The organism is Haloplanus litoreus (genome assembly GCF_045690335.1).
Lineage (GTDB): Archaea > Halobacteriota > Halobacteria > Halobacteriales > Haloferacaceae > Haloplanus > Haloplanus litoreus.
Map to the genome: position 1 here is coordinate 1,770,721 of NZ_CP147874.1, position 24,077 is coordinate 1,794,797.

At 67.7% G+C, this 24,077-nt stretch carries 24 protein-coding genes, 2 tRNA genes and 1 other RNA gene; 16 read left to right on the forward strand and 11 right to left on the reverse strand.

Annotated features, from left to right (window positions below):
- Positions 1-156 precede the first annotated feature (156 nt).
- From V8686_RS09605 to V8686_RS09620, 4 genes are all read left to right on the forward strand, one after another.
- Positions 157-396, forward strand: a complete 240-nt coding sequence (locus tag V8686_RS09605; protein WP_379703770.1) for a DUF7127 family protein — start codon at positions 157-159, stop codon at positions 394-396.
- Positions 393-2,663: a CDC48 family AAA ATPase gene (locus V8686_RS09610; protein ID WP_379703771.1), complete on the forward strand. Its 2,271-nt coding sequence runs from the start codon at positions 393-395 to the stop codon at positions 2,661-2,663. Before V8686_RS09605 ends, V8686_RS09610 begins: the two co-directional genes overlap by 4 nt.
- A gap of 112 nt (positions 2,664-2,775) precedes the next feature.
- A complete protein-coding gene (locus V8686_RS09615) occupies positions 2,776-4,059 on the forward strand; it encodes an MFS transporter (protein ID WP_379703772.1) in 1,284 nt (427 codons plus the stop codon).
- A gap of 104 nt (positions 4,060-4,163) precedes the next feature.
- Complete coding sequence (locus V8686_RS09620) at positions 4,164-4,343, forward strand: hypothetical protein (protein WP_379703773.1); 180 nt, start codon at positions 4,164-4,166, stop codon at positions 4,341-4,343.
- A gap of 16 nt (positions 4,344-4,359) precedes the next feature.
- Here V8686_RS09620 and V8686_RS09625 read toward each other — a convergent pair whose 3' ends face one another.
- Positions 4,360-4,959: a permease gene (locus V8686_RS09625; RefSeq protein WP_379703774.1), complete on the reverse strand. Its 600-nt coding sequence runs from the start codon at positions 4,957-4,959 to the stop codon at positions 4,360-4,362.
- Entirely contained in the window at positions 4,956-5,180 is a 225-nt protein-coding gene (locus V8686_RS09630) for a hypothetical protein (RefSeq protein ID WP_379703775.1), read from the reverse strand. The genes V8686_RS09625 and V8686_RS09630 overlap by 4 nt, the downstream gene beginning before the upstream one ends.
- A 189-nt stretch (positions 5,181-5,369) precedes the next feature.
- Here V8686_RS09630 and V8686_RS09635 point away from each other — a divergent pair, with 189 nt between their 5' ends.
- On the forward strand, positions 5,370-5,531 hold the full coding sequence (locus V8686_RS09635; RefSeq protein WP_379703776.1) for a hypothetical protein: 162 nt from the start codon (positions 5,370-5,372) through the stop codon (positions 5,529-5,531).
- A gap of 74 nt (positions 5,532-5,605) precedes the next feature.
- Positions 5,606-6,925 carry an amidase gene (locus V8686_RS09640; protein WP_379703777.1) on the forward strand — a complete coding sequence of 440 codons (1,320 nt, stop codon included), beginning with the start codon at positions 5,606-5,608 and terminating at the stop codon, positions 6,923-6,925.
- Between the two features lie 15 nt (positions 6,926-6,940).
- Here the strand turns inward: V8686_RS09640 and V8686_RS09645 are convergent, their stop codons facing one another.
- Entirely contained in the window at positions 6,941-7,450 is a 510-nt protein-coding gene (locus tag V8686_RS09645; protein WP_379703778.1) for a hypothetical protein, read from the reverse strand.
- Positions 7,451-8,010: 560 nt separating this feature from the next.
- Here V8686_RS09645 and V8686_RS09650 point away from each other — a divergent pair.
- A tRNA-Leu gene (locus tag V8686_RS09650) sits at positions 8,011-8,094 on the forward strand.
- A 220-nt stretch (positions 8,095-8,314) separates the two neighbouring features.
- On the opposite strand, the gene V8686_RS09655 is transcribed toward V8686_RS09650, so the two are convergent.
- The gene (locus V8686_RS09655; RefSeq protein ID WP_379703779.1) at positions 8,315-9,364 is read right to left on the reverse strand and encodes a DUF7504 family protein; all 1,050 of its coding nucleotides are present in this window, start codon (positions 9,362-9,364) and stop codon (positions 8,315-8,317) included.
- Between the two features lie 213 nt (positions 9,365-9,577).
- On the opposite strand from V8686_RS09655, the gene V8686_RS09660 reads away from it, so the two are divergent.
- The 4 genes from V8686_RS09660 to V8686_RS09675 all read left to right on the forward strand — a co-directional run bounded on the left by V8686_RS09660 (position 9,578) and on the right by V8686_RS09675 (position 14,160).
- Positions 9,578-10,744 carry a tubulin/FtsZ family protein gene (locus tag V8686_RS09660; protein WP_379703780.1) on the forward strand — a complete coding sequence of 389 codons (1,167 nt, stop codon included), beginning with the start codon at positions 9,578-9,580 and terminating at the stop codon, positions 10,742-10,744.
- A gap of 58 nt (positions 10,745-10,802) precedes the next feature.
- Positions 10,803-11,834, forward strand: coding sequence for a diphthamide biosynthesis enzyme Dph2 (gene dph2 / locus V8686_RS09665; protein ID WP_379703781.1), 1,032 nt, complete (start codon positions 10,803-10,805; stop codon positions 11,832-11,834).
- Positions 11,835-11,962: 128 nt separating this feature from the next.
- Positions 11,963-13,723, forward strand: coding sequence for a sensor histidine kinase (locus tag V8686_RS09670; protein WP_379703782.1), 1,761 nt, complete (start codon positions 11,963-11,965; stop codon positions 13,721-13,723).
- A gap of 65 nt (positions 13,724-13,788) precedes the next feature.
- Positions 13,789-14,160, forward strand: coding sequence for a TrmO family methyltransferase domain-containing protein (locus V8686_RS09675; protein WP_379703783.1), 372 nt, complete (start codon positions 13,789-13,791; stop codon positions 14,158-14,160).
- Here the strand turns inward: V8686_RS09675 and V8686_RS09680 are convergent.
- Complete coding sequence (locus V8686_RS09680; protein ID WP_379703784.1) at positions 14,157-14,600, reverse strand: TIGR00725 family protein; 444 nt, start codon at positions 14,598-14,600, stop codon at positions 14,157-14,159. The two genes, V8686_RS09675 and V8686_RS09680, sit on opposite strands and share 4 nt — an antisense overlap.
- 112 nt (positions 14,601-14,712) lie before the next feature.
- Between V8686_RS09680 and V8686_RS09685 the strand changes: the two genes are divergently transcribed.
- Positions 14,713-15,633 carry a DUF7847 domain-containing protein gene (locus V8686_RS09685; RefSeq protein ID WP_379703785.1) on the forward strand — a complete coding sequence of 307 codons (921 nt, stop codon included), beginning with the start codon at positions 14,713-14,715 and terminating at the stop codon, positions 15,631-15,633.
- Between the two features lie 87 nt (positions 15,634-15,720).
- Here the strand turns inward: V8686_RS09685 and V8686_RS09690 are convergent, their stop codons facing one another.
- Entirely contained in the window at positions 15,721-16,218 is a 498-nt protein-coding gene (locus tag V8686_RS09690; protein ID WP_379703786.1) for a LabA-like NYN domain-containing protein, read from the reverse strand.
- 107 nt (positions 16,219-16,325) lie between these two features.
- On the opposite strand from V8686_RS09690, the gene V8686_RS09695 reads away from it, so the two are divergent.
- The 4 genes from V8686_RS09695 (at position 16,326) to V8686_RS09710 (ending at position 17,614) form a co-directional block, all read left to right on the forward strand.
- Positions 16,326-16,736, forward strand: coding sequence for a DUF7548 family protein (locus V8686_RS09695; RefSeq protein WP_379703787.1), 411 nt, complete (start codon positions 16,326-16,328; stop codon positions 16,734-16,736).
- 69 nt (positions 16,737-16,805) lie between these two features.
- An RNA gene (gene ffs, locus V8686_RS09700) (signal recognition particle sRNA) lies at positions 16,806-17,116 on the forward strand.
- A gap of 107 nt (positions 17,117-17,223) precedes the next feature.
- On the forward strand, positions 17,224-17,355 hold the full coding sequence (locus tag V8686_RS09705; RefSeq protein ID WP_379703788.1) for a hypothetical protein: 132 nt from the start codon (positions 17,224-17,226) through the stop codon (positions 17,353-17,355).
- Between the two features lie 133 nt (positions 17,356-17,488).
- Positions 17,489-17,614: a hypothetical protein gene (locus V8686_RS09710; RefSeq protein ID WP_379703789.1), complete on the forward strand. Its 126-nt coding sequence runs from the start codon at positions 17,489-17,491 to the stop codon at positions 17,612-17,614.
- A gap of 305 nt (positions 17,615-17,919) precedes the next feature.
- On the opposite strand, the gene V8686_RS09715 is transcribed toward V8686_RS09710, so the two are convergent.
- The 5 genes from V8686_RS09715 to V8686_RS09735 form a co-directional block, all read right to left on the reverse strand.
- Positions 17,920-17,990: transfer RNA gene (locus V8686_RS09715), tRNA-Gly, on the reverse strand.
- A 118-nt stretch (positions 17,991-18,108) separates the two neighbouring features.
- Positions 18,109-19,158, reverse strand: coding sequence for an NAD(P)/FAD-dependent oxidoreductase (locus V8686_RS09720; RefSeq protein WP_379703790.1), 1,050 nt, complete (start codon positions 19,156-19,158; stop codon positions 18,109-18,111).
- 35 nt (positions 19,159-19,193) lie between these two features.
- A complete protein-coding gene (locus V8686_RS09725; protein WP_379703791.1) occupies positions 19,194-19,853 on the reverse strand; it encodes a class I SAM-dependent methyltransferase in 660 nt (219 codons plus the stop codon).
- Between the two features lie 55 nt (positions 19,854-19,908).
- A complete protein-coding gene (locus V8686_RS09730) occupies positions 19,909-22,011 on the reverse strand; it encodes a type II secretion system F family protein (protein ID WP_379703792.1) in 2,103 nt (700 codons plus the stop codon).
- Positions 22,008-23,636, reverse strand: coding sequence for a type II/IV secretion system ATPase subunit (locus V8686_RS09735; protein WP_379703793.1), 1,629 nt, complete (start codon positions 23,634-23,636; stop codon positions 22,008-22,010). Before V8686_RS09735 ends, V8686_RS09730 begins: the two co-directional genes overlap by 4 nt.
- Positions 23,637-24,077 lie beyond the last annotated feature (441 nt).

The window sequence follows — 24,077 nt, forward strand, 5'->3', positions numbered from 1 at the left end:
CAGACGGTAGCGCGGGCAGGGGCATAAACCCCGCCCGCGACCCCAAATACGTGTGAACCGCAATTTCACCGACTCTCGGAGTTCCCGCTACCGTCGTGCGGTTCGGCGGAGGAAGATTTAAGTACTTAGATACCTAACTTGGGGTTAGGAATCATCATGGAGAACCAGCAATTCGCCGGTGAGGACGAGCGGTTCGTTCGCCGGTACGACTACGAGGACGGGTGGGTCGTCGCCGCCGACGTCGGCGTCGCGGACGACCGCCTGACCACCGACGTCGTCGACGGGACGGCTATCGTTCTGGTCGACGGACGGACCGAACTGGAGTTCGACGTGCCCGGTTCGGTCGAAAGTGTTGACACGAACAACGGCGTACTCGTCGTGAGGGGCGAACTATGAAACTCGTCGTCAAACCACTGAAACAGAAAGACGCCGGCCGGGGACTCGCCGCCATCGACCGCGCGGCCGCGGCGGAGATGGGTCTCGAAGTCGGCGACTACATCCGTATCGAGGGGAAGGAAGGCACCGCCATCGCGCGCGTCTGGCCCGGTCTTCCCGAGGATCAGGGCACGGGCGTCGTCCGTATCGACGGACAGCTCCGCCAGCAGGCCAACGTCGGCATCGACGACCGCGTCGAAGTCGAGAAAGCCGAGGTGAAACAGGCCGAGCGTGTGACCGTCGCGCTCCCCCAGCAGATCGGGATCCGCGGCGACATCGGCCCCTACCTCCGCGATAAGCTCACCGACAAGCCGATCACGAAAGGACAGACCCTCCGGGTCCCCTTCGGCTTCGGGTTCATGGGCGGCCGCGGGAACAAGGCCCTGCCGCTGAAGGTGGCCGACACCGATCCCTCGGGGACGGTCGTCGTCACCGACTCCACCGAGGTGCAGATCAGCGAACAGCCCGCCGAACAGATCCGGGAGACCGAGGCTGCGGACGCGAGTCCCGAGACGCCGGACGTGACCTACGAGGACATCGGCGGTCTGGACCGCGAACTCGAACAGGTTCGCGAGATGATCGAACTGCCGATGCGCCACCCCGAACTGTTCCGGCGGCTCGGCATCGATCCGCCGAAAGGCGTGCTCCTGCACGGTCCGCCGGGGACCGGCAAGACGCTGATCGCCAAGGCCGTCGCCAACGAGATCGACGCCTCCTTCCACGACATCAGCGGGCCGGAGATCATGTCGAAGTACTACGGCGAGAGCGAGGAGCAACTCCGCGAGGTGTTCGAGGAGGCCGAGGAGAACGCGCCCGCCATCGTCTTCATCGACGAGATCGACTCCATCGCGCCCGAACGCGGCGAGGCCGGCGGCGACGTGGAACGGCGCGTGGTCGCCCAACTCCTCTCCCTGATGGACGGCCTGGAAGAGCGCGGCGAGGTCGTCGTGATCGGCGCGACCAACCGCGTCGACGCCATCGATCCCGCCCTCCGGCGGGGCGGCCGGTTCGACCGCGAGATCGAGATCGGCGTCCCCGACCGCGACGGCCGCCGGGAGATCCTGCAGGTCCACACCCGCAACATGCCGCTGGCCGAGGACGTCGACGTCGACGAGTTCGCCGACTCGACCCACGGCTACGTCGGCGCCGACCTCGAGAGCCTCGCCAAGGAGGCCGCGATGAACGCGCTTCGGCGCATCCGCCCGGACATCGACCTCGAAGCGGAGGAGATCGACGCCGAGATCCTCGAATCCCTGGAGGTCGACGAGGACGACTTCCGCGAGGCGCTGAAAGGCATCGAGCCGTCGGCGCTCCGCGAGGTGTTCGTCGAGGTCCCCGACGTCACCTGGAACGACGTGGGCGGCCTCGAAGACACCAAGGAACGCCTCCGTGAGACGATCCAGTGGCCCCTCGACTACCCCGAGGTGTTCGAGGCCATGGACATGCAGTCCGCGAAGGGCGTGCTCATGTACGGCCCGCCCGGCACCGGGAAGACCCTGCTCGCGAAGGCGGTCGCCAACGAGGCCGAGTCCAACTTCATCTCGGTGAAGGGGCCGGAACTGCTCGATAAGTACGTCGGGGAGAGCGAGAAGGGCGTCCGTGAGATCTTCAGCAAGGCTCGCGAGAACGCCCCGACCGTCATCTTCTTCGACGAAATCGACGCCATCGCGACCGAGCGCGGCCGCAACACCGGCGACTCCGGCGTCTCCGAGCGGGTCGTCTCGCAGCTCCTCACGGAGCTCGACGGCCTCGAAACGCTGGAGGACGTCGTGGTGATTGCCACCTCGAACCGGCCGGACCTCATCGACTCGGCGCTGTTGCGCCCCGGTCGACTGGACCGTCACATCCACGTGCCCGTCCCCGACGAAGAGGCGCGCCGCGCCATCTTCGAGGTTCACACCCGAAACAAGCCGCTGGCCGACGACGTCGACCTCGACCGCCTCGCTCGGCGCACCGAGAACTACGTCGGCGCCGACATCGAGGCCGTCTGCCGCGAAGCCTCGATGGCTGCCTCTCGGGAGTTCATCAACAGCGTCTCGCCCGAGGAAATCGGCGAATCCGTGGGCAACGTCCGGGTCACGATGGACCACTTCGAACAGGCCCTCGACGAGGTGACCGCGAGCGTCACCGACGACGTGCGCGAGCGCTACCGCGAGATCGAACAGCGGTTCACGACCGACGAGGGCGACGTGGCCACCGAGACGGAATCCAGCCGGACGTTCCACTGATCGGTCCCGCCCGTCGCCGCCCGTCGCCCGCGCGGTGAGGTGCGGCCCCGAATGCTGCACCACGCCGCGACGAACCGGTCGCTATTTTACCGTCACTCCGCGAGGGAGAGGCGTGCCCCCCCGCTCGACTCGACGGCGACGCGCCGCCCTGTGGACCCTCCTCGCGACCGGCTTCCTGTTCGTCAACTTTCATCGGACCGCGACGGCGGTTCTCGCGGACTCGCTTGCACGTACCTTCGACGCAACCGGGTCCCAGTTGGGCCTGCTCCACGCGTCCTTCTTTTACGTCTACGCGCCGCTCCAGCTCCCGGCGGGGCTGATCGTCGACCGCTACGGACCGCGGTGGGTCGGTGCCGCCGGACTCGGTCTGCTGACCGTCGGCGTCGGTTGGTTCGCGCTGAGCGAGTCGCTACCGGCGGCCTTCCTCGCCCGGGCGGTCGTCGGCCTCGGCGGGAGCGTCCTCTACATCGGCACGCTCCGCTTCTGTGCCGTCTGGTTTCGGGGCGACCAGTACGCGACCATGACCGGATACACCGTCGCCGCTGCGGGCCTCGGTGGTATCCTCGCGACGACGCCGTTGGCGATGGCCACGGCCGCCGTCGGCTGGCGGACTGCGATGCTCGCGGCGGCCGCCACGACGGGCCTACTCACCCTCGCCATCGCGGCGTTCGTCCGCGACACGCCGGCTCGGGCAGGGCTAGAGACGGCCGGCGACGACGGCGGCGGCGACGCCGATGCGGCCTCGCTCGCCGAGGTGGTCGCCAACGTCCGGACCGTCGTCGCGGAGCGCGAGACGTGGCTGATGGGCGCCATTCTCTTCTGCGTGCTCGGGGTGAACTTCACCGTCCTCGGCCTCTGGGGTGTGCCGTTCCTCGTCGACACCTACGGTATCTCGCTCGCCCGGGCCTCGACGTTCGTTCTCGTCGGCAACGTGGGATTCGTCCTCGGGTCGCCGCTGCTCGGCGCGCTCTCGGACCGGCTCGGCCGCCGGACGGAACTCGTCGTCGCCGCGGCGGTGCTGTTCACCCTCGCTTACGCCGCCCTCGTCCTCGTCCCCCCGCTCGCCGTCGTCGCGCCCGTCTTCTTCTTCGCGCTCCTCGCCAACGGCGGCGTCGCCCTCGTCTTCACCGTCGGAAAGGAGCGTCACGCCCCCGCGGTTGCGGGTACCGTCACCGGCGTCGTCAACGGCTTCGGCTATCTCGGTGCGGCGGTCCTTCCCGCCGTTCTGGGCGGCGTCCTCGACGCCTACTGGACGGGAGAGGTGCTCAACGGCGCCCGCGTGTACACCGTCGTGGGCTACCGCATCGCCTTCGGCGTCGCGGCGGTGGCGGGCCTCGTCGCGACGCTCGCGGCCGTCCGGCTCCACCGGCGTGAAACGCCAACTGTCGGGCGGTGACCGTCAGCCACGAGACCGGCGCCAACCGGGCAGTCGGAGGCCGGCAACCGCGAACAGGACCCCACCGGACAGCCGAGCGCGCCAGAGGTGCAGTCTCGCTCGACGTGAACGACCGACCCACGATCAGCGTGGTCCAGCGTGCGTCGTGGGTCGAACTCCGCCCTCGCTATCTCGGTCACCCGCGTCGCGGAACACGGACGCGAAACGTGCTGTACCGGACGACCCGTGACCGGTTCAACGACTCCCCCGACCGCGTGAAGTTCCCCGTCGGCCGCAACCGCTGACTCGGGTCGGGTGACTTCAGGCGTGTGGCTCCGCCACGTCTGCCTCCTCGCTCGCCTCGCTCACCTGCCCGACGTACACCTGTCCGAGGAAGAGCAGGGTGAACGCGGCGTTGAGGTAGGTCGTGTAGCCGCCGGGGGCGGTTCCCCCCACCTCGTCAGCCGGCGGGATCAGGTCGAGGGCGGCCCACAGGGAGTGGATGGCGACCCCCGAGACGACGGCAGTCAGGAAGATGCTCACGAACAGCACGGCGGCCATCCGGAGACCGTAGTACCGACGGTCGGCGTCCGTGATGGTCGGGACGATCAGGTCCGCGAAGATGACGCTCATGACGCCGCCGAAAGCGATGCCGTTCGACCAGAGGATGACGGCGAAGGGGACGTTCCCCACCGAACAGACGAAGGTCACGACGGCGACGATGACGCCGACGACGGCGCTCGCGACGACCCACGTGAGCGTCCCCTCGGCACCGACGCCGAACAGGGTCGTCCACCACGCCCGAGGGACGGCGGCGCCGATCAGGCCCGCGATCAGGAAGCCCGCGACGATGTCTTTCCACAACAGTCCCCACTCGCCGAGGGCGTTCTTCGAGGCGAGACGCCAGCCGTCGCGGGTCAACAGACGGTCGCGTCCGACTGTCGCTGGGATTCGGCGTAGGCCGTCTTGCACGACTCCGAGCGGAAGTATTCGGTCCCGCTCTCCGTCTCCAGTTCGACGGTGCCGTCGTCGTTCGGGTCCACTTCCATCCCACAGGACGGGTCGCGGACGCCCTCGGAGGCGCGCAGGTGCTCCCGGGCCGCCTCGAACCACGCGTCCGGGACGACGAACCTGAACGTCACCGCGAGGAGGCCGATGAGTACGAGTCCGGCGTCGTCGGCGGCGACCTGACGGGGCTGATGCTTTGCTCACGCCGATGGTACTGGTCGCCGGTCCGATACGACGGCCTCGACGCCATCGTCGAGCGGACGACACTGGTCGAGACGTATCCGCTGCTCACGCACCGGCCCGGCTAACGAGGTGACCACCTCGTGACCACGACCATCGAGAGGGCGACGATGGCGTTGAGCGGTGCGTTGCTGCCGCTCGACATCGTCGTGCGTGATGTCGTCGAAATCACGGATGGGGGTCCCCGGTCACCAACGACGCGGGCGCAGTCGTCGCACGACCCCATCCCGACGGCGGCGCAGTGATCCCACGGGGATCCGTCGTCGGACGGATCGCCGCCGACCGAAGCGTTATCATTCCGGCGTGTGACCTGGGTGCAATGCTTACCGATCCACAGGCACTCGATCCGTTAGTCGCCGCCCTCCGTGCCGGCGAGCGCTCGCCGGTGTCGCTGATCGACCACTGCACGGACCGCATCGACGCCGCCGAGGGCGAGGTTCGGGCACTCGTCCCCGAGTCTGCGCGTCGATCACGGCTTCGCCGCGAGGCCGAGGCGCTCGCGGCCCGACACGACGACCCTGCCTCCAGACCGGCGCTCTACGGCGTTCCCGTGGGTGTGAAGGACATCTTCCACGTCGACGGCTTCCAGACGCGGGCGGGGTCGTCGGTACCGCCCGCGGCGATCACCGGCCGCGAGTCGGTGGCCGTTCGCCGACTGCTCGACGCCGGTGCCCTGCACGTCGGTAAGACCCACACGGCCGAGTTCGCCTACTTCGAACCGGCGCCGACGCGGAACCCACACGATCTGGGGCACACGCCGGGTGGCTCTTCCAGCGGATCGGCGGCCGCCGTCGCCGCCGGTATGTGTCCGCTCGCACTCGGCACACAGACCGTCGGCTCGGTGATCCGTCCCGCGGCGTTCTGCGGTATCGTCGGATTCAAGCCCAGCTACGACCGAATCCCGCGCGACGGCGTCGTCACCTTCTCGTCCACCGTCGACCACGTGGGCACCTTCACTGCGGACGTCGCCGGCGCGGAGCGGGCCGCGTCGGTTCTCTGTGACGGCTGGGAGCCAGTCACCGCCGACGAGCGTCCCGTTCTCGGCGTGGTCGAGGGCCCGTACCTCGATCAGGCGAGTTCCGCGGGACGCGCGGGTCTGGAGGCGGGCGTCGACGCCCTCGCCGACGCCGGCTACGAGGTTCGGCGGGTGGCGATGCTCGACGACATCGAGGCGGTGAACGACCGACACGACGACCTGACGGGGGCCGAGTTGGCGCTCTCACACGCCGAGCGCTACGCCGAGTACGGTGACCGGTTCGCCGACCCGACGGCCGACCTGATCGAGGCGAGCCACGACGTCGGCGTCGGCGAACTGGCCGACGCTCGCGCGGCGGTCCGTGCGTTCCGCTCGCGGGTCGGCGACCGAATGCGGGAACACGGCGTCGACCTGTTGCTCTCCCCGGCCGCCCCCGGACCCGCTCCGTCCGGCATCGACGACACCGGCGATCCGATCATGAACCTCCCGTGGACCCACGCCGGCGTGCCGGCGCTGACGGTTCCCTGTGGTCGAGTCGGTGGATTGCCCCTCGGTCTCCAGGCGGTCGCTCCTTTCGGCGCCGACGAGTCGCTCTTGGCGTGGGGGCGTGACCTCGCGAACGTCGTCGGGGACATCGGCGCGGTCGGCGACGAAGGCGCCTGAGCCGGCACGACGACGCTACGCCGTCTGCGTGTCGTTCGCCGGCGTGGGCGTCTCGCCACTGGCCTGTGACCGCGCCTCCTCGAACACCGAGGCGGGGAACAGGCCGTTCACTTCCTCGAACCCGAGCGTCTCCACCAGCGCGGCCGGGCGTCCCGTGACGAGCATCACGCCGAACTCGCCGACCGTGTCGTCGACGCTGACCGATACGTTGCCCGTCCGGTTCCGGAACCGGCCGACCGCGTCTTTCGTGAGCTCGATCTGTCGGTTCCGGAACTCCTGTTGGGCCTCCATCCGCCCGAGTTCGCCCGACTCGACCTGGGATTGGATCTCCGACTGGAGTTCCTCCATCGACTCCTCGTCGGGCTGGACGCCGAGTGTGACCGTCGCCGGCTCCCCCCCGCTCCCGTCACCGCCGGCACCGGCGTCGCCGTCGTTATTCGAGAGCGCGCTACAGCCGGACAGCGAGAGCGCCGTCCCCGTCCCGGCAAGCTGGAGAAATCGGCGTCGACCGGTGTCGTCGAACATTTCGCCCACCCTTTGGATACGAGCGGGATAAGCCCTCGCTTCGGCTTCGGCTTCGGATCGCGGTGTCGGGCACCGGCGTCGTCCCGACTCGATGCCTAGGTCCGACGGCGAACGGGCGGGGCGCTATCGAGGTGGGAGTTCGAAACGGGCGGCACCACGATTTGGACCCGAACGGGAGATGTTTTCCACGGGCCCTGCGGCCGTGCTGGTTGCCCAGGTTCGCGAACCTCGTTTACACGAGATCCGGTACTTGGCCTTCGCGCCCGTCCGCCATGGTGGACGGGGTCCGGCCCGTTGCGGTCCTCCTTCGAGGCGTTCACTTTGTCCCCCTGTTACGGAGGGTTCAGTTTTACCCCTAACCTCAGTCAGCCCGTCCGTGGGGATGGACCGACTCAGATCGTCCGGTGAGCCCTCGTGGTTCCTCCCGGACATCGTCAAACGGTACCATTGCACATAACTCTTTCTCCGCTCGGGGCGGCGTCGAGTCCACCGACACCGCCCGGCCCGGCCGGCGAAAATCGGTGCCTTGAACCACACCCGTCGTCTACGACCGGTCGCGTGCGAGGGTAGCCAAGCCTGGAAACGGCGGCGGACTCAAGATCCGCTCCTGTAGAGGTCCAAGGGTTCAAATCCCTTCCCTCGCATCGTCGCGAGGCCCCGACGCGGGCCGAGCGAGATGCACGGAGGGGTTTGGAGCAGGGAGGACGCGCGTCCGACCGTGGTTCAAATCCCTTCCCTCGCATCGCGCCGGCGCGAACGAACGTGACCGCCGACCGATGCGGAAGACGCTCTCGGAGCGCTCTTCCCTCGCAAAACTTCCTCGCAGTGATCGACGATCCGGCGCAGTCCCGACTGTCGCCCGACTCAGCCGAGTTCGAGCGTCTCCACGTACCGCAGGAACGACTCCAGTGCGGGGTTGCCGTAGTACTCGACCGTCGACGACTCGGCGTCGTAGTCGAGGATGCCGAGGTCGGCCAGTCTCGGCAGGTGCGCGTGGACGAGCGACACCCGGACGGAGTCGGCCGAATCGGGCGTGTCACGCGCCGGAACCGCCCGCTCTCGGGTCGCGACCGCGTCCACGAGTTCGTCCAGCGGAATCGCCCCGGATCCGCGGTCCTTCAGGTGGTAGAGCAGGGTCCGACGACGCGCGACGGAGATGAGGTCGAGGGTCTGGTCGAAGGAGTACGGCATCGGAATCGTCTCGGGGTGGGACGGATCGGTGCCGGCCGTTCCCCCGGGCGGCGTCGTCGACCGTCTGAACGAGGGTCGGTCGGCGTCCGTCGACGCGTTCGTCACCGTCCAGCCGTCCTCACCCACGTGTTCGACGACCGCGTCGTACAGGGGTCGTAACGTCGCGACGGTCTCCTCGTCGTGTGTCGCCGGATCCAGATGATGGTGAGCGGTCGCACCGACGTCCTCACACAGGTCGTTGAGCCCCGACGCCAGCGAGACGACCGTCTCGCGGTCGAATCGGTCGAGCAGATCCGTCAGGGAGTGCAGACAGAGAACCGTCGATTCGGGGGTCGACTCCCAGGCGCCGAGGGAGCGAGCGATAGCCATCCCGAGGTCGATCGGTTCGGCGTTCGCCGGAAGGCGCTGGATCGACACCTGCGTCGAACGCTCGTCGTCCGGCAGTGCTGGTCGGCCACAGGTCGTCGAAACGTCGTCCCAGCTAGCGTCGACGATGGTCGCCCGCGCCGGCAGGGCGTCTTCGGTCACCCGACACCAGAGGTCGAAGCGCTCCGCCGCCGACTGTGCGACGGTGGCGCTGAGCACGTTCGTCGACGACAGCTCGTACATGGTCAGGAGGTCGAGACAGAGTCCGTCGTCCGAGTCGCTTTCCGTGGGGGCCAGAACGAGAATCGACGCCGCGTCTGCGAACGTCCCGTAGTGCAGGTCGACTGGCCCGTCCATTTGAGAAGCGTTATGTCGTCAACACTTATAAACGTATCAGCCGAGCGGTCTCGTCGCGCCCGCCGGAGTGAACGGGCCCCCGAGTGCACCCGTCTACGACCGAACTATCGCGTTTGGACCCGTTTGTACGCTCGACCGACGGCCTGCGTGCGCTCGGGCGCTCACTGACCTACCGATAGTTCATACACTCGGGTGGCGTACAGGTCGGTGATAATGAAACTCGTGCTGGTCGGGGTGGGGCAGGCTGGGGGGAAAGTGATGGAGGCGATGGTCGCGTACGATCGACAGTCGACGGGCGGGTTCGTCCACGACGCTGTCGCGGTCAACACCGCCCGTGCGGACCTCCTCGGCCTGGAACACACGCCGCTCGCGCGACGGGTGTTGATCGGCGGGTCGCGGCTCAAAGGACACGGAACCGGCGCGGACAACGAACTCGGCGCGGACGTCGCGAGCGAGGATATCGGCGAGGTGACGGCCGCCCTCGACGACGTCGCCGTCCACGACGTCGACGCCTTCCTCGTCGTCGCCGGCCTCGGCGGCGGTACCGGGAGCGGCGCCGCGCCCGTGATCGCTCGCGAACTGCGCCGTCTGTACAGCGAACCGGTGTACGGCCTCGGTATCCTCCCCGGGCGAGCGGAGGGGAGCATCTACTCGCTCAACGCCGCCCGCTCGTTCATGACGTTCGTCGACCACGTCGACAACCTGGTCGTCTTCGACAACGAAGCCTGGCGCGAGGGTGGAGAGAGTCTGCGCACGGGCTACGGTCGCATCAACGAGGAAATCGCACGCCGCCTCGGGGTGCTCTTCTCGGCCGGCGAAGTGGCGGACGGACGGCCGGTCGGGGAGTCCGTCGTCGACGCGAGCGAGATCATCAACACGCTCGGTAGCGGCGGCGTCTCGACGGTCGGCTACGCCGCGACGCCGATCGACCGCCCGGAACGGCGGCTCTTCTCCCGGCAGCGCGTCGCACCCGACGTGGGTGACTCGACGAACCGGATCCTCTCGACGGTCCGGAAGGCCGCGCTGGGGCGGCTGAGCCTGCCTTGTGAGCTGTCGAGCGTCGAGCGGGCACTTCTGGTCGTCTCCGGACCACCGGCGTTCCTCGACCGCAAGGGGATCGAACGCTCGCGACGGTGGATCGAAGCGGAGACCGGGAGCATGGAGGTCCGCGGCGGCGACGCCCCGGTCGACTCGGACTACGTCGCCGCCGCCGTCCTGTTCTCCGGCGTCACCGACGTCCCCCGAGTCAAGGAACTCCAGCAGATCGCTATCGAGACCCAGCGGACGATGCGCGACATCGAGGCGGAGGGGCCGGAGGGCCTGCAGGATCTGCTCTGGAGCGGCGACGACGGCGAGGATGGGATCGACCCGCTGTTCTGACGGGGGTCCCGCCCGCCGAAGCGCGGACGTTAAACCGCCTCGACGGCAACGGAGCGTAATGAGTCAGGACGCGTCCACCGAGGGCGACCTCCGGAACACGGGGATGTCGCTCAAACACGACCGGGAGTGGGATTACGAACTCGACCGGATCGTCGAGGCGGTCGAAGAGCGGAACGCCACCAAGGTCGGCTTGCAGTTCCCCGAGGGGCTGAAACGGCGCGGCCCGGCCGTCGCCGACGACCTCCGGGCGCTGACCGACGACGTGACGTACATGCTCTCCGGACAGCCCTGCTACGGCGCCTGCGACCTCGACACGTACCTCATGCGCCGGACCGACGTGTTCGTTCACTTCGGCCACTCGCCGATGAAGGAGTCGGACAAGATCATCTACGTGCCGCTGTTCTCCAACGTCGACCCGTTTCCGATCATGGAGGACTCCCTCGACGAACTCGAAACCGGCGACGTGGGGCTGGTCACCACCGCCCAGCACATGAACCGCTTCGAGGAGATGCGTGAGTGGCTGGAGGCGCGTGATTTCACCGTCCACACCCGCAAAGGCGACGACCGTCTCACCCACGAGGGACAGGTGCTCGGCTGCAACTACGCCTCCGCCGACATCGACGCGGACCAGGTACTCTACGTCGGTGGTGGGAAGTTCCACCCGCTCGGCCTCGCCATGGAACACCCGGACAAGCGGGTCGTCATCGCCGACCCCGTCAACAACGTCGTCACCGTCGCGGACACCGAGCAGTTCATGAAACAGCGCTACGCCTCGGTTCACAAGGCGATGGACGCCGAGAAGTGGGGCGTCATCTTCTGTACCAAGATCGGACAGGGCCGCTGGGACATGGCCGAGGAAATCGTCAACGACAACGACGACGCCTACCTCATCACGATGGACGAGGTGACGCCCGACCGCCTGCGGAACTTCGATATGGACGCTTTCGTCAACACCGGCTGTCCACGGATCACGACCGACGACGGCCCGCAGTTCCACAAACCCATGCTCACGCCCGGCGAGTACCGCATCGCCGTCGGCGACGAACCCCTCGACTCCCTCTCGTTCGACACGTTCCACGGTACGTGGTGAGCGGTCGCCCCCTCGACACACGACTCGACGCTAGCCAGCCGATCCTCCTCGTGTCGCCCGTACTACCGGGATCACGTCCGCAACAAGATTATTGTACGCGTTGGCCGACGTGATAGGGGGTGGGATGGATGAACGTCGAGATGATGTACGTGGCGGCGGTCCTCGCGACGAGTGGCTTCGTGACTGTGGTTGCCTGGTGGTTGTGGTCGGACGACCTCGGCCTGTCGGGGCGACTGTACGTCCTCGTGGTTGGCCTGCACCCGCCGGTCGGCCTGCTGGTCGTCGCCGAACTGCTCGCGCCGACGCGCTCGCTGTCGGTACGCTTCTACGCCCTACATACGGCGCTGGGTCTGGCTATCCCCCTCGCGCTCTTCCTCTTTGCGCTCTCGTTTACGAGCCACCGCCGCACGCCGTCGCGTCGCCTGCAGGCCGCCGTCGCCGCCTACGTCGCCGTCGTGGCCGGCCTCGAAGTCACCAACCCGGTCCACTCCCTCGCCCGGGACAGCTACCGGATGACCGGGGAAACCATCCCACACGTCATCGGCGTGCCGACGACACCCTACCTCCTCCTGACGCTCCCCGCCTTCTTCGCGTACTACGTCGCCATGGGAATCCTCGGCTACCGATTCCTCACCCGGCGAGACGGTCGGTGGCAGCAGACGACCGTGTTGTTCGTCGGGTTGCTCGCACCCTTGGTCGTCTCCAGTCTCTGGTTCGTAGGGCTGCTGCCCGGTCCGATCAACGGTGCGTTCGTCGTCGGATCGAGCTGGATGGCCGCCTTCGCCGGGTGGGCGGTGTTCCGCTATCAGCTGTTCGACGTGATGCCCCTCGCGCGGGAGGCGGTGTTCGAATCGCTCGACGAACGCGTCGTCGTCGTCGACCGCGACCATCGGTTGCTGGACTACAACGACAGTGCCGCTACCACCTTTCCCGACCTGGTCGACAACCAGGGACGACCGATCCGAGAACTCATGCCGTCGCTGGTCGACGCCGACGGTGCGTCGGCTGCCGACGGCGGGGAGGCGACCGACGGTTCGGCCCCCTCGCCGTCCCTCTTCGTCGCGACGTTCACCGGGTACGAGAGCGGGGACCCCCGCGAGTACTCCGTCACCGTCTCCGAACTCCGCGCTGACGGGCGCGTTCAGGGGTACGCCGTGGTCGTCCGCGATATCACCGACCGCCAGCAACGGATCCGTGACCTCGAACAGCAGAAAGCCCAGCTCGAACGGTTCGCCAGCACCCTCTCACACGACATCCGAAATCCGCTCAGCGTCGCCCAGGGACGCACCGAACTGGCGTTGGCGGAGGACGAGACGGCACAGCTGGAGCACGTGACCGATGCCCTCGACCGTATCGAGGGGATCATCGAGGATCTCCTCACGCTCTCCCGGGAAGGACGAACCATCGACGACCGGAAGCTGACGTCGCTGACGGCGGTGGCGAACGACGCGTGGGCGAACACCGACACGGCGGACGCGACGCTCGACGTGGCCCCCGTCGCCGGCGTCTCGGTGTACGCGGATCGCACCCGCCTGCTGAACGTCTTCGAGAACCTGTTTCACAACGCCGTCGAGCACGGCGGGGCGGACGTAACCGTCACGGTCGGCCGCCACGACGACGGGTTCCACGTCGCCGACGACGGTCCGGGAATCCCGCCCGCCGATTGCGACGACGTGTTCGACTACGAGTTCACCACCGGCGACGGGACGGGACTCGGCCTCGCCATCGTCGACGCCATCGCACGGGCACACGGGTGGACGGTGGCGGCGTCGACGGGGGACGACGGCGGCGCCCGCATCGTGTTCACCGGCGTGGACGTGGTCGACGACGCGAACGAGGCGAGCACCGGCTCCGAGCGGGACGCCGCGACTCCCGGGATCGGTACCTGACCGTCGTTCGGTAACGTGGCCCGACGCTCCGGTGCTCTTTTGCTGTGACCGCTGGATGTCGATCCATGGAGTGTGACCCGATCGGTACCGTCCACACGCCCCACGAGACGACGAGCGACGCGCCGCGGCAGGGCCTCCGTACCGACGCCGAGGGCACCCTCGAACTCCACGAGGCCTACCACGAGGGGTTGTCCGGGTTCGACGCCGACCGCGTCGTCGTCGTGTGGTGGGCCGACCGCGCCGACCGATCCGTCCTGACGCTCGACCGCGACCCCTCACGCGGAGTGTTCACGTCCCGGTCGCCCGCTCGCCCCAACCCCGTCTGTCTCACGGAGTGTCGGGTCCTCGACGCCGCCCCCGCGGCCGGCCGCCTCCACCTCCGCGGCGTCGACATGGTCGACGGCAGTCCGGTGGTCGATCTGAAGGCGACGCTCTAGTCGACGGCCGCCTCGACGTACTCGACGGCCGCCTCGGGCGTGTCGACCGGTTCGACCCCGAGGGCGTCGTGGGTCCCCAGTCCAGCCGTCGGCCGGTCGAAGACGCCCGCGAAGCCGAGTTCGGAGAGCGTTCCGACCCCGCCGTCGACGGCCACGACGGCGTCCCCGTTCATCACGACCATCGCGTTCCGCGCGTGACCCATCCCCGTCGCGATGGCGACGTCGACGTACTCGTTGGCGTCGCGACGGTCGGCCGTCGGGAGGATGCCCACCGTCTCGCCGCCGGCCTCGCTCGCCCCCGCACAGGCCGCCTCCATGACGCCGCCGAGGCCGCCACAGACGACGACGTGGCCCCGTTCGCCGAGCAGTCGACCCACGGACCGGGCGCGGGCGGCCGTCGCCTCGTCTACGGTTCCGCCGCCGATGACGCTGACGCGCATGGGAGAGGGTCACGCGGGGGGCGCAAATACCTTCAGGGTCTCGGGGGAACTGCGGCGGGCACGGTGGCCACCGACCACCCACAGTTATGTGCCACACTCTACCTCCTCCAGTATGTCCGCGATTCGCGCCCTCCGAACCGCCGTCGACGCGCTCACGGGCGGCCCGGTTCTCGTCTTCGGTGGCCTGCTCTACGCTCTCGTGGTGTTGCCCCAGCAGGCGCTCCAGTTGGCCGGCGTTCCGCTGGTCCCGTCGCTGCTCCAGATGCTCACCTTCTTTCTCACTCCCTTCGTCGTGGCCGGCGTCGTCGGGGTCGCGCGGACGGCCCTCGACGGGGCGGCGTCGTTCGACTCCTTCACCGCAGTCGGAGCGAAGCGGTACGTCGACCTGTTGCTCGCGACGTTCGTCGAGTTCGGCATCAAATTGGCCTTCGGTATCGGCTTCGTCGTGCTTGGCTTCCTCCTTCTGGCGGTTGCCGGGAGTTCCGGTCCGGCCGCACTCGTCGGCCTGTTCGTCGTCGCCGCCGTCGCCGTCGCGTACGTCCTCGTGCTCTTCGGGATCCAGTTTTACCCCGTCGTGGTCGTCCTCGACGACGCCGGCCCGGTCGACGCCGTCACCGAGAGCGTCGCCTTCGTCCGGTCGAACGTCGTCAGCACGCTCGGCTTCTCCGCCATCACCGTCCTGCTCGGGACTCTCGCCGCCCTACCGTTCGTCGGCCCGGCCGTCTACCGTTTCGCGACCACCGATCCCACCTCGACGGGCGGGGGGCCCGGACCGATCGGCGGCGGGATGTCGGCCGGCGGTGCCGGCACCGGCGCCGCGAACGGCACCGCCGGCGCGCCCCAGTTGGCCGACGCTCTCTCCGCCGGAATGGGGTCGGGGCTGGGACTCTCGACGCCGGCCGTCGTCGGCCTCTCGCTCGCGTCGCTCGTGGCGACGGCGCTGTTTTTCAGCTTCCGACTGACCTACGCCACCGCGTTCTACCGCCTGAACGGCCGGTCCATCGAGGAGCGCGTCCTCGACGACGAGTGGTGAGTCGGCCCCGACTCGAGGTTCGAAAGGCCTCTTCGAGGGGACACGAAGGGCGTTCCTGACGCCCCGCCTCCCTCGACGCCTCCGGACCTACAACAGAAACGTCTCCTCGCGTTCGGAGAGGTCTAGGAAGGTGTCGGCGGCCTCGACGAGTTCGTCGGCCGTCGAGGAGCCGAACGCCATCACCTCGACTCGCACGCCCTCGTGGCGGAGGTGCGAACAGAGGCGGGAGAAATCGCCGTCGCCGGTACACAGCACCACCACGTCGACGTGGTTCGCGAGGGTCACGGCGTCGAGGCTGATCCCGACGTCCCAGTCGGCCTTCTTCGTGCCGTCGCCGAAGGTCTTGATATCCTTGATCTTCCGTTCGAAGCCGATCTCTTTGAGCGCCTCGAAGAAGCTCTCCTCCTCGGGTGAATCCGCGCGGATGACGTAGGCGATGGCGCGGACGAGCTCGCGGTCGGAGACGCCTTTCGAGAGCAGCGCCGAGTAGTCGATGTTCCGCGAGTAGAGACTCTGGGCCGAGTGATAGAGATTCTGCGCGTCCGCGAGTATCGCGACGCGCTGGTTCGCATGAATATCGGTCACGTTGACACCCATTGGGGCGCCGGCGACTAAATTCCTTCCTCATCGCGCTGCGGAGCCGCCGTCGGCGATACGAGTCATTTAACCCCTCGGCGGGGACAGGACCCGATATGCGCACCGAGCAGGCCGCCCCCGCGCTTGGCATCGCCGGCTGTCTCGCCGTCGTCGCCGCACTCGCCCTCCCGGTCGTCCTCTTTCCCGACTGGGGGACGGAACTCGCACAGTACTACACCAGCGGCCCACTCGGCGTCGGCGCCGTCCTCGCGTTCGCACTCGTCGGTATCGTCGTCTTCCTCGCGGGTGTTCGCGGACGCACCGATCCGACGACGGCCGCCGGCGTCGCCGTCGCCCTCGGCGTCGTCGCCTTCCTCGTCACGCTCTCGTGGGCGCTCGTAGCGCCCCTCGACCCGCTCTTCGGGTTCCCGGTGTCGTGGATCACCGACCTTCGGTGGGTCGTCCTCGGCGCCACCGCCGTCGTCACCGGTGCGGCAGCCCTCTACGCCCGGACCACGCTCGGCTGAGCGGTCGGTCGACAGGTGCGCGGTTGATCGCGGAGTCGAAAGGCCCTTAAGAACTACCGGCATACATCAGGATGGACTAGGTCGGGCAGTTAGGCCCTGCTCTTCCACCCGCACTACGGTCTTCAGCGGGGACCGAATCCGGGGGCGTCCGGTCAGACCGGCTCGGGCCCCGGAAGCCAACGTGGAAGCCTCGTCCTTCGGGGACAGCGGCCCACGGCGTGCGTCTGCAGGGACGCTCCGTCGTGGATCGTCGGCGATATCGGGTCAGGCGCGGAAGCGAGCAGCCCACCGCCGGACGCCCGTCGCTCGAAGGATCGCGGGGTGGAGGAGGCGACCGGGACTCCCCGAACCGGAACGCCGGGCAATCCCGCTGTCCACATTCATACCGTTTCTCCCGCCGAGCGACGGCTTTCGTCAGTGGTGAGCGTTGCCTCGTTGGAAAGCATCATATGTATGGCACTGTTTGCCACGGGTGGGGATATCACACATGGCACGGACCGACGTGGTACTGCTGAAACTCCACGAGAACTGTAGCGACGGCAGCGAACGCGCCTGCCGGACGCTCGAACGACTCTGTGACGACGGCCAGGACGGCGCCTGTCGATACGTTCCGGAGTAACGGGCCCGAATTTTCACTTGGCTGACGTACGCGTGGTCGCCGAGAGCTCCACCACGGCGTCGCCCTTCCGGCGCACGTGAACAAAAATTATAAATGGTGTGAGAATGACTGCCACGATAAGAGGTAACACAGTATGAAACACGACGACATGGTACTACTCCGCGACGAGTGCAGTGACGGCAACGAACGTGCCTGTAACACGCTCGAACGACTCTGCGAGGACGGCCGCGACGACGCCTGCCAGTTCGTTCCAAAGTGAGGTTTCGGCTTCTCCGGATTCGTTACGGCGACCAGCCACGGCGTCGAGTGTGACGTGGGTGTCCGGCTCGTCGGCCGGCGCAGAACGGAGTGGCGTATCGGCCGGGAGTCGAACCACGGTCGGTTCGCTCCGTTCGCTGCACTCCCTGGTTCAAATCCCTCTGGGCGAGTTTCCTCGCTTCGTTCGAGAACTGCGCCGGCCGGGATTTGAACCACGCCGAGACGTTCCTGCTCGCGTTCGCTGCGCGGGCTGCGACTCGTCTACCTCAAATCCCTAGCCTGCTCGCTCGTCGCTTCGCTCCTCACTGCGCCGGCCGGGATTTGAACCCGGGCCATGAGCTTGGAAGGCTCAGGTCCTACCACTAGACCACCGGCGCCCAGTCGTCGCTTCAGGGTCGGAGGATAAGGCAGTTACGTTTGTCGTCGCCTCGTACGGACTGTCGTCAGCCAGTTCCGACCGTCGTCGTGGCCGGTGACCAGTGACGGCGATCCGTCTCAGTCGTCGGCCGTCGATTCGGCCGCCTCACCCTCGCGGAACGTCCGCGCGGTGTCTCGAAGCGACCTCGACATGCCCGGCACCTCCGCGGGATCGACCGGGCCCTCCCGTTCGATGTCCTCGACGCTCCGCGGGAACGGGCGGAGATCCATGTGGATCGCGATGCCGGCTTTCGCCCCCTGCCCCATCGCGACGGGAATTTGGTTGTGGCCCTGCACGAGATCACCGACGGCGTAGACACCGTCGACGCTCGTCCGGCCGTGATCGTCGGCCACGACGGTCCCGTCGTCGTTCAGGTCACAGCCGAGGTCGGCCGCGAGGTCGTTGTTGTACTCCGCGCCGTACATCGGGAAGCCGCCGCGGTAGTTCCGGACGGTCCCGTCCTCGAACTCGAAACTCTCCAGCCAACCGTCGGGGCCTTTGTTCATCCCCGTGATCTCCTCGTGGATCACGTCGACCGGGTGGGCGCGGAGCATGCGGTCGGTCTCCTCGCTCCACGTCGGTTCGTCGCCCCGCGTGAGGAGATCCACCTCGTCGGTGAAGTTGAGCATGATCATCGCGACGTAGGCGGCGCTGTCGCCGTGGCCCATCACGTAGACGGATTCGTCGACGAACATGTACGCGTCACAGTGCAGGCAGTAGTGGAGTCCCCGGCCCGTCGGGGGAAGTGGCGGATCGGGTCGCTCGTCGCTGAAACCCGTCGCGAGGACGACGCGCTCGGCCTCGCAGACGGCACCGTTCGACTCGACGAGGAAACTGCCGTCCTCTTGGCGGTCGATCCCGGTGACGAAGTCGCGGTGGTACGTCGCCCCGTAGGCCTGAATCTGCTCGCGCGCCGTCTCCAGCAGCTCCGTCCCCGAGACGTCCTCGGTGATGCCGATGACGTTGTGCGTCTCGGCCATCATCGCCGCACGCCCGACGCCCCGGTCGATGACCACGGTGTCGTGGCCCAGTCGCGTCGCGTAGAGCGCCGCCGTCAACCCGGCGGGACCGCCGCCGACGACGGCGACGTCGTAGCACGTCGAACCTTCGTGGTCGCGTTCGGTCATCGCCCCCACATAGTGGCGCGGGGGGGTTAAGTGCATCACCCTCTCGTCGCGGTGGCCGCATTCCCATCCGACGTGACGACGGCGTAACAGTTCCCGCTCGAGACGAACGTCTCGTGGACCGCGAGCGCACTCGCCCGCAGGTCGGCCGCGAACTCGTCGGGGTCGTAGATGTGATAGTAGCGAGGGACCGTCTCGCCGTCCGGGAGCGTCCAGTCGACGGTCGTATCGAACCCGGTCGTCTCGTCGAATCGGTCGTGGGCCGTACTCCAGACGCCGAGGAGCGCCCGGCCGCCCGGTGCGAGGACCCGCGCGAGTTCGTCGAGTGAGTCGACGCGGGTCGCTCGCGGCCGGAGGTGGTGGAGCGTCGCGACGTACACAGCGAGGTCGACGGTCCTCGATCCGAGGGGGAGACGTGCGGCGTCTCCCTGGACCAGGTCGGCGTCGAAGCCGCGCTCCGACGCTCGCTTGCGGGCGGTGTCCAGGAGTCCGCGACTGGCGTCCAGGCCGACCACGCGGTCGGCTGTCGTCGCGAGCACCTCGGCGTGACGTGCGTTCCCGCAGCCGAGGTCCATCGCCAGCGCGACCCGTCCGGCGTCGGCGACGAACGATTCGACCTCGGGCCACGGATGCTCGCGTGTCGCGGCGAAGTGGGCCGCGATGCGGTCGTAGGTTCGGTGCGGGGCCGGACCGTCCATACCCGGACCTGCACCCCAACGAGTATAAGACCGCGGTCCCCGCGGTGGGGGGCGTTCAGAGCAGGACGAACGCGAACATCAGGTAGGTCAGCGTGAGCAACCCGGCCGCGTGTTTGGCGCCGTCCGCGATGCCGCCCTCGGCGAGTTGGCCGGCGATCATCCCCGAACAGACCGCCTGGATGGCGGAGATGTGGAAAAAGAGCAGTTCGTAGGCACCGGTGTCCACGTCCGCGCCGGTGAACGCTCCCGTCAGACCCACGTTAGGGGCGTTCGTCGGCGCCGTCGCCGTGGTGCCCGTCGCCTCCTGGACCGCGGGGATGAACGCGACGGTCAGCGCGGCGATGATGCCGAGGAAGACGAACACCGAGATGTAGATGACGAGGATGTACGTGAGCATCTCCTGTCGACGCTCGCGGCGCAGGCGTCGCGTCTCCTGGGCCTCGTCGGCGGCGATGCGAAGCACCGGCGCGATGTCGCCGCTCGCGCTCATGGCGTTGGTGATGAGGGTAACCGCCTGCGAGACCATTCGGACACGGGTCCGAACGGCGAGTCGACGGAGGGCGTCCCCGGCGTCGGCCCCCCATCGGATGTCCTGCCAGGTGCGGTCCACCTCGTCTTCGAGGCCGCCGAGATCGGTGCCGGCGACACGTTCGATGCTCTCGACGATGGTCATTCCCGCCTCGTTGACGCTGGCCAGGCGGTCGAGGAAGTCCGGCACGGCGCGTTCGAGGCGCCGGACCCGCCGCTTGTGCGTCTCGTGAAGGAGGGCGAAGACGACCATGACGAACACCGACGCCTCGACGACGGGTTGGTCGAGGGTACCGAGCGCGGACGGGCCGAGCGGAATCGGGACCGACCGAAAGAGCACCCAACCGACGCCGAGCGGAACGGTCACCACGAAACTGATCCACGGGCGTTCGAGGACGCTCCGCACGGGGTTTCGCGCCCACCCCCGGAGCGTTCGGAGGCGGTCGTAGGCCGCCAGTCGCTCAGCGTTGCGTCGTTGGGCCTCGGCGATCGCGCCGCCGTCGGAGAGCGGGAGCGACGTCCCGTCCGCCGCGTCGTCACCGCCGGATCGACGGTTGCTGGTCGCCGCGTCGCGGCCGACGTCGGTCAGCGCGGTGTCGTGTTGGGTGAGGCTGTCGATGTAGACGACGAAGGCGGCCGAGGCCAGCGGGATACCGGCGTAGCCGACGATCCGGACGATGGTGAGCGTATCCTCGATGACGAGTCCGATGACGACGAGGACCGTGATCAGAAAGAGCGGCCCCGCGACCAGGACGGTCACGTACACCTCCGCGAACGTGGAGACGAGTTCGAGATACTGCTGTTGTTGGGCCTCCGCCTCCTCTTGGTAGCGTTCGTACTGCTCGCGGAGGAACGACGAGAGATTTCGACCGCTGCCGAGGACACTAGAGAGGTTGTCCGCGAACTCCTCCAGTCCCTCGCTCGGTGTCCGATCCGCGGTGTGGCGGAGCGCGGTCAGGATGTCCGTCGAGAAGGTGTCCATGTCGCGTACGGTCACTCCGACTTCGCGGGCTGCCTCGCCGTAGACGTCGTCGTTGTCGGCGAGCGTATCCAGCACGCTCGGGAAGGGCATCCCGCTCCGCGAGAGCGCGTAGACGAAAGCGATGGTACGGGGAAGCGTCGCCTCGATCTCGCTCGCTCGGGCTCCCGCCAACTGGTCGAGGTACGCCCACCGTGCCCAGTAGGTCCCGAGGGCGAGCACCGTCCCCAGCGTGGCACCGAAAAACAGGAAGAGGACGAACAGGCCGAGCAACGTCAGATCTTGCAGGCGCGTCAGTCCGGCGAGAAAGGAGAGCGGCGGCGGGACGACGCCGAGGATGGCGCTCCGGCTGATCGAGAACAGGTCCACCAGCCAGACGGCACCGTAGACGCCGAGGATGGCGCCGACGACGCCGGCGAGGCCGCTGACGAACAGCGTCCGGGAGGCGAACACTCGGTGGGTGGTGCCGACGTGGGTCGCCCGCAGTCGACGGACCTGCCATGAGCGTCTGGAACTCCGTGTCACGTAGTCGCCGAAGAGGGGCACGGCCAGGCGGGAGACGAGTAGATCCGCCCGGCGGCTCACGGGCGAGAGCACCACGGGCAGTGTGAGGACGGCTACGAGGACGAGGGGAAGTAGGTGAGCGATCACGCGTCGGCTCCCGACCCCTCCAGTTCGTCGATCCGTTCGAGCACCCGGTCCGAGTCGGCGTAGTACTCGTTGACGAGGGCGGTGAACTGTCGGTAGTCGGTGATCCCCTGTTCCCGGAGGGCGGTGAGGAAGCGCCGGCGGTCGCGGAGTTCTTCGAGCAGGCGCGTGCGCGACCAGCCCCGGTCGTCCTGAATCTCGTCGAGGAGCGAGCTATCCTGGCTGTCGAAGGTGTCCGTGTCGGCGTCCCAGGTGAAGGCGTTGGAGTAATCGAGTTCGCCGGTCCGCTGGTCGATGCCGCCGACTTCGCTGATGGCGTTGGATCGGCGCACCCGCTCGCCGCCGAGGCGGGTGAGTCGCTGGACACAGAGCAGGTCGAGCGACTGGATCATCGCCCGGGGCACGTTGATCGGTTCGTTCTCCAAGCGGTTGATCACCGTCTCGATGCTGTCGGCGTGCATCGTCGAGAACGTCGTGTGGCCGGTGTTCATCGCCTGGAACAGGGTCACCGCCTCGTCGCCACGAACCTCGCCGACGATGATGTACTCGGGGCGGTGGCGAAGCGCCGAGCGCAACAGGTCGTACATGTCGATGTCGGCGCCCTCGTGGAGGCGCTCGCGGGTGACACTGGAGAGCCAGTTGTCGTGGTACAGCGACAGTTCGCGGGTGTCCTCGATAGAGAGCACTTTCGAGCGCGGGGGGACGAACATCGACACCGCGTTCATCGAGGTGGTCTTCCCCGACGCCGTGCCGCCGGCGAAGATGAGGGACTTGTTGTTCTCGATGGCGAGCCACAGGTACGCCATCTGTTCGACGTTGAAGGTCCCGTACTCGATGAGGTCGATCGGCGTGAACGGATCGTCGGCGTACTGGCGGATGGTAAAGGCCGATCCGCGAGGGGTCACCTCCTCACCGAGGGCGAGTTCGACGCGGGAGCCGTCCGGGAGCGTCGTCCCGACGACGGGGTCGCCGACGCTGATGTGGCGCCCCGACTGCTGGGCGAGTCTGACGACGTAGTTGTCGAGTTCGTCGGGGTCCTCGAAGACGACGTTCGTCTCCACGTCGGTGTACTGGTCGTGGTAGACGAAGATGGGGAGGTCGTAGCCGTCACACGACACGTCCTCGATGTGGTGGTCGTGCATCAGGGGGTCGAGGCGGCCGAACCCGTCGAAGTCCCGAACCAGGTAGTAGCGCAGTTTGTGGAAGGTGTGCATGTCGACGTCGACGCCGTACTCCTCCAGTAGCGACTCCAGTTCGGCTTCGAGCACCGACTCGTCGGTCGGCCCCTCGTCGGTTCGGAACAGGAGCGGATCCCGGATATCCTCGCGGATCCGGTCGAGGAGCGTCCCCTCGAAGGCGTCCAGGTCGGGTTCGACCACGTGATAGTTGTCCTCACTCTCCTCGGTGTCGCGCGTGACGACGACGTAGGCGAAGGGGGCGTTCACCCAGTACCGGTCGAGTTCCTCGTGGCTCGGTGGTAGGTCGAAACTCCCGAGCGGTCCGTCTTCGTCGGGACGAAACGGGCGGGCGTCGACGGCCGACCCGCGGAGCATCTCGTAGGTCCTGACGAGCCGTCGCCGGAGTTCGCCGAGCGTCCCGCCGGTTCCCGACGCCGCGTCCCCTGACATCGTTCGTGGGCGCTTTGCGAGGGACCGTCTTAAACGTGCGCCCGACGGAATCGGACGTAATAATCGGCGACGGCCGGGGCTGGCGGGGATGGTCGTCGACGACCGAGCTCCGGTGTCACAGTCGGGTCGCGTCTGGAGCGGTTCGCACACCGGACCCCACGACTGCGTTCGGCGTGCGACGACTCACAGCGGCGCCTATCGTTCTGGTTCCGGCCGACGCGAACGCCCAGCGAGGGGCGAACCGAGACGATGGTCACGGCACGGTGGGCAACGGCCTCACACCGCCGCCGCCGACTGCCGGGACCCCGAGGAATTGATATTGCAAATAAAAAGAAATATTATTTAGAACGTGTTTCGGTTGTTTGCTATTGGGTATACTCCAAAGTAATGGCGGCAGGATGGGATCGATCGAACGGAACGAGCCCGGTCGATTGCGGTTAT